Annotated in this window: 11 protein-coding genes and 1 tRNA gene; 1 reads left to right on the top strand and 11 read right to left on the bottom strand. The window is 64.8% G+C overall.

Features of this window, described 5'->3' with window-relative positions:
* Nucleotides 1-211: 211 nt before the first annotated feature.
* Nucleotides 212-288 (bottom strand) — tRNA-His (locus tag ACH107_RS27430).
* A gap of 305 nt (nt 289-593) precedes the next feature.
* Between ACH107_RS27430 and ACH107_RS27425 the strand changes: the two genes are divergently transcribed.
* Nucleotides 594-782, top strand: coding sequence for a DUF6324 family protein (locus tag ACH107_RS27425; protein ID WP_412508858.1), 189 nt, complete (start codon nt 594-596; stop codon nt 780-782).
* On the opposite strand, the gene ACH107_RS27420 is transcribed toward ACH107_RS27425, so the two are convergent.
* The 10 genes from ACH107_RS27420 to ACH107_RS27375 form a co-directional block, all read right to left on the bottom strand.
* Complete coding sequence (locus ACH107_RS27420) at nt 777-1223, bottom strand: MmcB family DNA repair protein (protein WP_412508857.1); 447 nt, start codon at nt 1221-1223, stop codon at nt 777-779. The genes ACH107_RS27425 and ACH107_RS27420 overlap by 6 nt on opposite strands.
* 452 nt (nt 1224-1675) lie before the next feature.
* Nucleotides 1676-2011 carry a hypothetical protein gene (locus tag ACH107_RS27415; RefSeq protein WP_412508856.1) on the bottom strand — a complete coding sequence of 112 codons (336 nt, stop codon included), beginning with the start codon at nt 2009-2011 and terminating at the stop codon, nt 1676-1678.
* A gap of 115 nt (nt 2012-2126) precedes the next feature.
* Nucleotides 2127-2597, bottom strand: a complete 471-nt coding sequence (gene nusB / locus ACH107_RS27410; RefSeq protein ID WP_412508855.1) for a transcription antitermination factor NusB — start codon at nt 2595-2597, stop codon at nt 2127-2129.
* Nucleotides 2594-3139, bottom strand: coding sequence for a 6,7-dimethyl-8-ribityllumazine synthase (locus ACH107_RS27405; protein WP_412508854.1), 546 nt, complete (start codon nt 3137-3139; stop codon nt 2594-2596). The genes nusB and ACH107_RS27405 overlap by 4 nt, the downstream gene beginning before the upstream one ends.
* Complete coding sequence (ribB, locus tag ACH107_RS27400; protein ID WP_412508853.1) at nt 3139-4296, bottom strand: 3,4-dihydroxy-2-butanone-4-phosphate synthase; 1158 nt, start codon at nt 4294-4296, stop codon at nt 3139-3141. The genes ACH107_RS27405 and ribB overlap by 1 nt, the downstream gene beginning before the upstream one ends.
* Nucleotides 4297-4482: 186 nt before the next feature.
* Complete coding sequence (locus tag ACH107_RS27395) at nt 4483-4710, bottom strand: hypothetical protein (protein WP_412508851.1); 228 nt, start codon at nt 4708-4710, stop codon at nt 4483-4485.
* 124 nt (nt 4711-4834) lie between these two features.
* Complete coding sequence (locus ACH107_RS27390) at nt 4835-5476, bottom strand: hypothetical protein (protein ID WP_412508850.1); 642 nt, start codon at nt 5474-5476, stop codon at nt 4835-4837.
* Nucleotides 5477-5724: 248 nt separating this feature from the next.
* Nucleotides 5725-6825 carry a GTP cyclohydrolase FolE2 gene (folE2, locus tag ACH107_RS27385; RefSeq protein WP_412508849.1) on the bottom strand — a complete coding sequence of 367 codons (1101 nt, stop codon included), beginning with the start codon at nt 6823-6825 and terminating at the stop codon, nt 5725-5727.
* 303 nt (nt 6826-7128) lie between these two features.
* Nucleotides 7129-7467 (bottom strand): hypothetical protein, encoded by a 339-nt coding sequence (locus ACH107_RS27380; protein WP_412508848.1) that lies wholly within the window; start codon nt 7465-7467, stop codon nt 7129-7131.
* 15 nt (nt 7468-7482) lie between these two features.
* Nucleotides 7483-7866 (bottom strand): helix-turn-helix domain-containing protein, encoded by a 384-nt coding sequence (locus ACH107_RS27375; RefSeq protein ID WP_412508847.1) that lies wholly within the window; start codon nt 7864-7866, stop codon nt 7483-7485.
* Between the last annotated feature and the right edge of the window lie 61 nt (nt 7867-7927).

Below are 7927 nucleotides of genomic sequence, written 5' to 3'. Positions count from 1 at the left end.
ACGGCGAGGACGCCAACCAGCACGTCGAAAACAAGGTCAGGACAGAGGTCGAAACCCTCTGCAAGAAATTCCCCATGTACCCGAACCTCTGATACGGGGCACATGAGCCGCAACAAGGCCCCGCGCGTTCCCGCGCGGGGCCATCTTCGTGGCGCGCGCCCGCGCCGAACCGGATGCGATCGCCAGCAAACTCATCTTATCATCGGGGTGATGGTACCGCCTCCCCGGCTCGAACGGGGGACCTCTTGATCCACAATCAAGCGCTCTAACCTACTGAGCTAAGGCGGCACTGGGAGCGGATTTACCTTTTGCGGCACGGGATTGCAAGCCTCATCCGCCCGGTCCGGGCGCGATTTCCCGGCTGTTTTCGACAGGATTGCGCCGGCGGCCCCACGCTGCAACCACGCGGCCAAGGGGGCCACCGCCCCTGCCCGCATGAGCGCCGCGGCACGTACCCCCCGCCGGTCTGCCGCGCCGCCCGCGTCGCATCCAGCGCGCGCTAACGGCAGAGGCGTCTCTTAGACAGGGTCCGAAGCGGCTTGCCATTCAAGGGCGAAGCGGATACCCCGGCGGCTGTTTCCAAGGAGGCCGCAATGGGTATCAACAGCGAAAGCGACACCGAGGCGAACCTGCAGATCGGCCCGACCGACAAGGGCATGGTCCGGGTCTATGTCGAAGCGCAGGGCGCCGAGATACCCATGGATTTCTCCCCCGACGAGGCCGAGGAAATCGCGCAGGAAATCACGGCCGCGGCCGGGATCGCGCGCCGCCGCACGTCATGACCCGGGGTCGCGCGCGCCCTGCAGACGGCGCGCCGCGTGCCGCGCCATGTTGCGGATCAACGCGTGCCGCCGCGCTGCGGCGATGCGGTTTTCCGGCCCCATGCGGAGGATCTCGCCGTCCCACGGATCGGCGATGATGAGCCCCGTTTCAGCCGGCAGAAGATCGCGCGGGAACTCGGCATCGACCGCCCAGAAATACCGGTCACACCATTCGAGATAGCCCGCCCACTTGTGGTCCGACGTGAAATCCGCCCGGCTGGACTTGCACTCGATCACCCATATCTCGCCCTTGGGGCCGAGCGCCATCACGTCCACCCGCTTGCCGCGCTCGGGGCTGAATTCCTCGATCGGCGCGAAATCATGGCTCAGCAGCAAACGGCACACGCCCCGCGCAAGCAGCCTGCCCGGCTGGTCCCGCGATATGTCGTCCTCGCCGGTCATGACGCGAGTATGAACAGAACACGAACGAACGCAACCCCTTGCCAAGCCGGGCCCGACGGCCTACTTCGGGGTCAGGCGGGTGCTGCCCTTCCCGTGAACGGTTGCATTCCGGTGGCCTTAAGCAAATCCGAGGGAGCTGGCTCTGTCCGGGCCCTGGTCCGGTTACTTCCGGCGCCCACCTGTATACACAGGTCCTCGGGAATGAGATAACCAAACGGTCGCGTGCGGGCCCGCCACTTCCCCCCTTCACAACGGCAGGTGGCGCGATAAGGGGCGCCACCTACTGGCATCGGTGTTTCGGGGTGTGGTGTGAAGGGCCCTGAAATGCCGCAGCATACAAGCATTACAGCATGCACTTGAATTGCGCCTGTACAGGCCGCAACGAAGGTTCCGACTTGCCGTCCGCGCCGCCCTGCCCCCGGCGTGGCGGGCGCGTCCGACGCCGGGCCGGATCACTTTTGCCAAAAGGCCCGGTCGCTGCCTTCATCGGCGCGCACGGGGATCGTGGCGGGTTCGTGCCGCATCACGTGCTGGCCAAGCCCGCCGTGATGGTCGTCATCGTCATCGTCATCCTTCATCCGCATGATGGCGATGCCGAACTGAACACCCGCGAAAATCACGCCATTCGACACCCACAGTATCAGCACGGCGAGCCAGCCCTTGTCCGAATGGCTGACAAGGTGCCACAGGTTCGCGATATCGAACCACAGCAACATCCCGACGAAAAGAGCCGCGATCCCGAAGCCGATGGCGGCCTGCGTGATGTAAAGGCGGATGAGCTTGGGCATGGGAAACTCCCTGTCTCTGGTGTGTTGCTAATGTAGCATACACATGCGCCATCACAAGAGCGCCGGCAGACACGGCGCTATCCGGCGACCGACACACGGGTGCGGCACGCGGCGCTCAGAAGACCTCGGGCCTGGCCTCGCGGGCCATGTGATCCAGCACGGCATTGACGAATTTCGGTTCGCGCCCCTCGGGATAGAAGCTCTTGGCGATCTCCACGAATTCGACGATCACCACCCGCGGCGGCGTGTCCGACTGCGTCAATTCGGCGCCCGCCGCCCTGAAAAGGGCGCGCAGAGTCGGGTCGATCCGGTCGATGGGCCACTTGGCCACGAGCGCGCGGTCGGTCATCTGGTCGATACTGGACTGCCAGTTCACCGCGTCGCGCACCAGCCGCTCGAAAAGAGACATGTCGCCCTCGGCCATCTCGCCCTCGTCATAAGCCGCCCCGAACCTGTGGTCCTCGAACTCGTGCGTGACAGCCTCGACGGTCTGGCCCGACTGCTCCATCTGGAAAAGCGCCTGAACGGCATAAAGCCGCGCGGCCGACCGCATCAGCCGTTTCTGGTTGCCTGATAGCTGCGTCATGCCTTGGGGGTGTCCTTCGATCCGCCGGCCAGCCGGTATTCCTCGGCACCGGGCAGGAACCCCACACCTTCGCGCCGGCCGCCCCACTTGCGCGTGAGCGCCAGCAGGTGAAGGGCCGCTGCCGCCGCGCCGGCGCCCTTGTTCATGCGCGCGGGATCGGCGCGTTCCTCGGCCTGCGCGCGGTTTTCCACCGTCAGGATCCCGTTGCCGATGCACAGCCCCTGCAACCCCAGAAGCGTCAGCCCGCGCGAGCTGTCGTTGCATACCGTTTCGTAATGCGTGGTCGCCCCCCGGATCACGCAGCCAAGCGCCACGTAGCCGTCGAAATTCGACAGCCGCTCGGCGATCGTGATGGCCGGGGGCAGTTCCAGCGCGCCCGGGACCTCCTCGATGTCATGGCTGCCCCCCGCCGCCGCGATCTCGGCCGTGGCCCCGGCGATCAGGTTGTCCGCGATGTCGCGATAGAACGGCGCCACCACGATGAGCAGCTTCACGGGTGCGTCGAATTCGGGGCGCGGCAGGCTGTACTCGGTCCCGGCCATCATGTCTCTCCGTCGTTCAGCGGGCGGGTGCCGACGATGGTAATGCCGTAGGCATCCAACCCGAGGTAGCGCGTGTCGGGGCTGTCGGTCAGCAGGACGAGTTCGTACAGTCCCATCGTCGACATGATCTGCGCCCCCAGCCCTGTCTGCTTGATCGTGCGCGGGCTGTCGTCGTCCTCCATCTCGCCGGCGAGCTTGGGCCGCGGCTGACGGAACAGGAAGACCGCGCCGCGCCCCTCGCGGGCGATGATCTCCATGGCGCGGGGCAGCTTGCCCGTGGGGCCAGCGCCCTTGGCGTCGAGCCCCACGCCCAGGACGTCCTCCAGCGCGTTCAGCGCATGCGCGCGCGCCAGTACGGGCGCGCCGTCGGTGATGTCGCCCTTGACCAGCACGACATGCTCCGTCCCGCTGATCTGGTCCGCGAAAATGCGCATCTCCCACGCGCCGCCATGCGACGACGTGACGGTCTCGCGCCGCATCTCGCGCACCAGGTTGTCATGCTTGTGCCGATAGGCGATCAAATCGGATATCGTGCCGATCTTCATGTTATGGGCGCGGGCGAACTCCACGAGGTCGGGCAACCGCGCCATCGACCCGTCCGCTTTCATGATCTCGCAGATCACGCCGGCCGGCTTCAGCCCCGCAAGCCGGGAAATGTCCACCGCCGCCTCGGTGTGGCCGGCCCGGACAAGCACGCCGCCATTGCGCGCCCGCAGCGGGAACACGTGGCCCGGCGTCGCGATATGGGCCTGTGTGTTCTGTTCGTTGATCGCTGTCGCGATGGTGTGCGCGCGGTCGGCGGCCGAAATGCCGGTGCTTACGCCCTCGCGCGCCTCGATCGAGACGGTGAACGCCGTTTCGTGGCGTGACGAGTTGTTCACGGCCATCATCGGCAGCCCGAGATGGTCGATCCGCTCGGACGTCATGGGCAGGCAGATAAGCCCCTTGCCATGCGTCGCCATGAAATTGATGGCCTCCGGTGTCGCGAACTCCGCCGGGATCACGAGGTCGCCCTCGTTCTCGCGGTCCTCGTGATCGACGAGGATGAACATCCGCCCCGCCCGGGCCTCGGCGATGATGTCCTCGGTGGACGCGATGGCGTCGCTCAGTCTGTCCTCGACGGGACCCGGTTTCTCGAATGGCAGGCTTTCCGACATTGCAGGCCCCTTTCGTACGTGCAGCCTGCGAGATATCGCAGCCTTGCGGCCTTGGCCAGAGGTGATGTCGCGAATGCCACCCGATCATTCGGGTTTCGCCGGCAGACGCCGCATATCGGCCGCGCGTCGCCGCCATTCCTGTGCGGGCGGGCCGCGCCGGGGCCGCCCGCCGCGGTCCCCGGCCGATCAGATGTAGAGCAGGTCGCGGAACACGTGCCGCGGGATATCCGCGCGGCACAGGCCCATTCCGGCCAGTTCCGCATCGCTCTTGGCGTTGAGCGCGGCAATCTTGTCGCATCGGGACATGCGTCGGGCGTGGCCTTCCCATGCGGTTGTCATGCGGTCTGCAAGCCGGTCGAACCAGTTACGCCGTCCGGCCCTGTCAAGCGAGAAATCGGTGGTGGAAATCGACATTGGAAACCTCTCTGGTGTGCATCCGGTTTCCTCCCTGATCCGAAAATTAGGTAACAGGTGCTGCCATTACCACCACCAATCCGGCAAGGCCGGTTTGCACCAGCTTCAAGCCTTCAGGCGCCCGTCACTCCTTGGACGTGTCCGCGGGCGCCGCCTTGGCGGGCATTGACGGCGGGGATGACGGCTTACGCGTCCGCGATGCGGCCGTCGTCAACTCCTGACCCTTGGGCGTTTCCTGTTTGGTGGACGATGTCGCCGGGGCCGGGGTGGCCTCCGCAGCCTTCTTCGGCGTTGACTTGGGGGCGGCGGGTGCTGTCTGGCTTGCCGACGGCGCTGGTTTCTCCGCCTTTTTTGCGGTCGGGGCGGCTGCCGGTTGCTGCTGCGCCGATCCCTTTTCGGGCGCAGCCGTCTTTTCGGGCGCAGCCGTCTTTTCGGGCGCAGCCGTTTTATCCGTCACCGCCTTCTTTTCGGTCACAGGGGCTTTCGTCGCGCCCGTGGTGCGCGCCTTGCTTGTCGTCGCCGCCGCCCGCTTGGGGGCTGCGGCTTTCTTCGGCGCCGCCGCCTTCTTGGTGGCCGTTTTCGTGGCCGTCTGCGTGGACTTGGCCGTCGGGCGGCTCGCGGCCGGTTTGGGTGTCGCGCGCGTTTCCGCCTCGGGCGCGGCTGTCTCCGCTGACGACCGCGCCGTGACCGTGCGCGGCAAAAACGGGTTGTTCCTGACTGCGGCCTCGCCCAGTACCTGCGCAACACGCATGTTGCTTTCCAGCATGTAGCCCGCCATGCGCAGGCCGGCCGCCGAAAGTCTGAAGGGGGTTGTCACGTGGTCCATAATCGGGCCTCCTTTGGCGTCTTGCTCCGTCAATAGCACGGAATCATGACACAAGCGTAACGTATGCTGCACTGCAGCACCAGCCTGTTGACGCCAAGGTCAAGCCTGACCGCACCGAACCGGCGAAAGAATGCCGCATCAGGCCCTGCAACGCACAGTTTATGTGCGCCACAAGGCCCCGGACCGACTCATCCCACGTGGAACAACGAGGCGAACAACCGGGGGTCCAGACTGTCCTCGGCGAACGTCTCGCCCTCGGTCAGGACACTGACGGCGTCGTGGCTGTGCAGGCTCTCCTGATGGCTGGCCACGACGCGGAAATCACCGATCCGCTGGTCCGCCAGCAGCCGCTCGCAGAACAGTCGCGCGGCATCCTCCACGAAAATCGGGTTCGCGGCGTTGAGCTCGGCGAATGCCTGCTCGTCCTCGCGCTTGACCATCACCTGCGTCTCGGTCGGCACCGCGGCCCGCGCCATGTCGATCAGGTCCTCGAACCACAGGCAGTCACCCTCGACCACCTCGACGGACAGGCGCGCCACCGACCGCTGCGAATGCGGCGTCGCCAGCTGGCCGCGGCTCATCCGGGCGTGTTCGCTCAACTCCAGCGAACACGGACAGGTGGATGAATAGACATAATCGAGATGCACGAACTTGCGCCGCTGGCCATCCTTCTCGACCAGTTCCAGCGCGATGTCGTAGTACTGGAACCCCGCCAGCTCCGACCGCAGCGACGGCGTCTTCACCGGGTAGGAGAACCGCATCTGGATGCGCGCGTCGATCGTGTCCAGATCGGCGATGTAATCATCAAGCGCATGCTCGATCACGCCGAAGCTGAACGTCTTTTCCGCGTGCTTGTAGAAGCTGCGCATGATGCGCGACATGTTGATGCCCTTCTTGCCGGCCTCGAGGCTGACCGTCCCCGTCACCGATGTCTCGAGCATCACGTCGCCGTTGTCGCGCGTGTGATAGCTGATGGGCAGCCGGAAGTTCGAAATGCCGACATGCTGCAACCGCTGCCGGGCCCCCCGGATCAGCGAAGCGGGGCCGTTCTGAAGATCGGGCATCGTCTTGCGATAGGCCGCGTCCGCCTCGAAATCCTCCGGGTAGTCCCGGCTCAGGTCGGGGTAGTTCGCCGCGGCGCCCTGCGGCAGCAGCCGTGAAACCGACGGGTCGAGATCCGCCACTTCCTCGGGCGTCGCCCGTGCCGCCCACCTGCGCAGCAGCGTCAATGCCCGTTCGGCGTCGTCACGGTCCGGCGATCCGGTCAGGTCATTCGGGTGTATGTTCATCGCGGCTATCCCTGTCCGTTGGGCCGACTCGTTACATAAGACGTTTCGGCACAGATTGCTAATATCGTCATACAATACGGGCGATGCGTCATCATGGATTGTTTTTTACGAGAAAGGTTGCCCTCCCCCACCGCGCTCCGGGGCGGCATCGGCGCCCCTGCTGTTAGTATTCATTGGGTTTGATACTGGTGTTTCAAAGGGTTTGATACCGGAAGAGCTGGGAGGTCCATGGGTTATCCGGGACCGTTCGGCGCGCGCTTCACAAGCCGGATATCAGGCAAACCGCTCCTTGTTTTTGGTCCATCATGCATGAATTGCGCTTTTGCCGATGCGGCGGTCGGGCCGAAAGGTTTGGGCGACGTCATCGGCGATGCCCTCGAAGGTCATACGTGACAGGCGCGCCCGCACAAAGGCTTGCAATTCGCGTTCCGTATCCAGTTTGGCGGCGCGGCCCGGTTTGTGATCCCGGCGGTGAGCGGACGGCGGCACGGAGCATTTGAACGGGACATCAAAGGCGTTTTCAATGGCCCTTTGAAACTGGGTTTCAGCCCGTTCCAAAGCGACGGTTGCAGCGGCGTTCAACTCCCTTGCCTCGCTCAGGGCCAGTTTGAGGTCATCGACGCTGTCCATAAACTCCGCCATGTCGTCACCCCTCTGTCATGACCTGCCATCAGGCGAAAGCCAATTGCGGACACTCACATCGGTGCAGCGCAGTGTCCGGGCAATGTCGTTGACCGAACGCCCCTCAGCCAGAAGGCAAGCGGCCAGCCACTTCTTGGCCAATGGAACGCGCGCTTGCATCCGGTGTTTCTGCTCCGCCAATTCACGGGCCTTGTCGCTGCCAACCAATTGCACCACGCGCGAGCGGTCGGTTGGGGTGCGGGACAGATCCAGAGCCGCGCCGCCAAACGTCAGGAGAAACTCAACCGTTTTACGTGGCCCCAGAACCTCGACATAGACGTCGACTTGAGCCGGTGGTTTCGGATAACTGACAGCAGGGGGGTGAACCGTCCCGGGTTTCCGAGAGGCTTTTCTGTTCAAAACCTACGCGGCGTTTTCAAGAGCATTCATCTCTGCATGGAACTCATCCTCCACTTCCTGC

Source organism: Roseovarius halophilus (ex Wu et al. 2025) (genome assembly GCF_047086965.1).
Note: the sequence above shows the minus strand (reverse complement) of the source record. Positions and strands in the feature narration are given on the sequence as shown.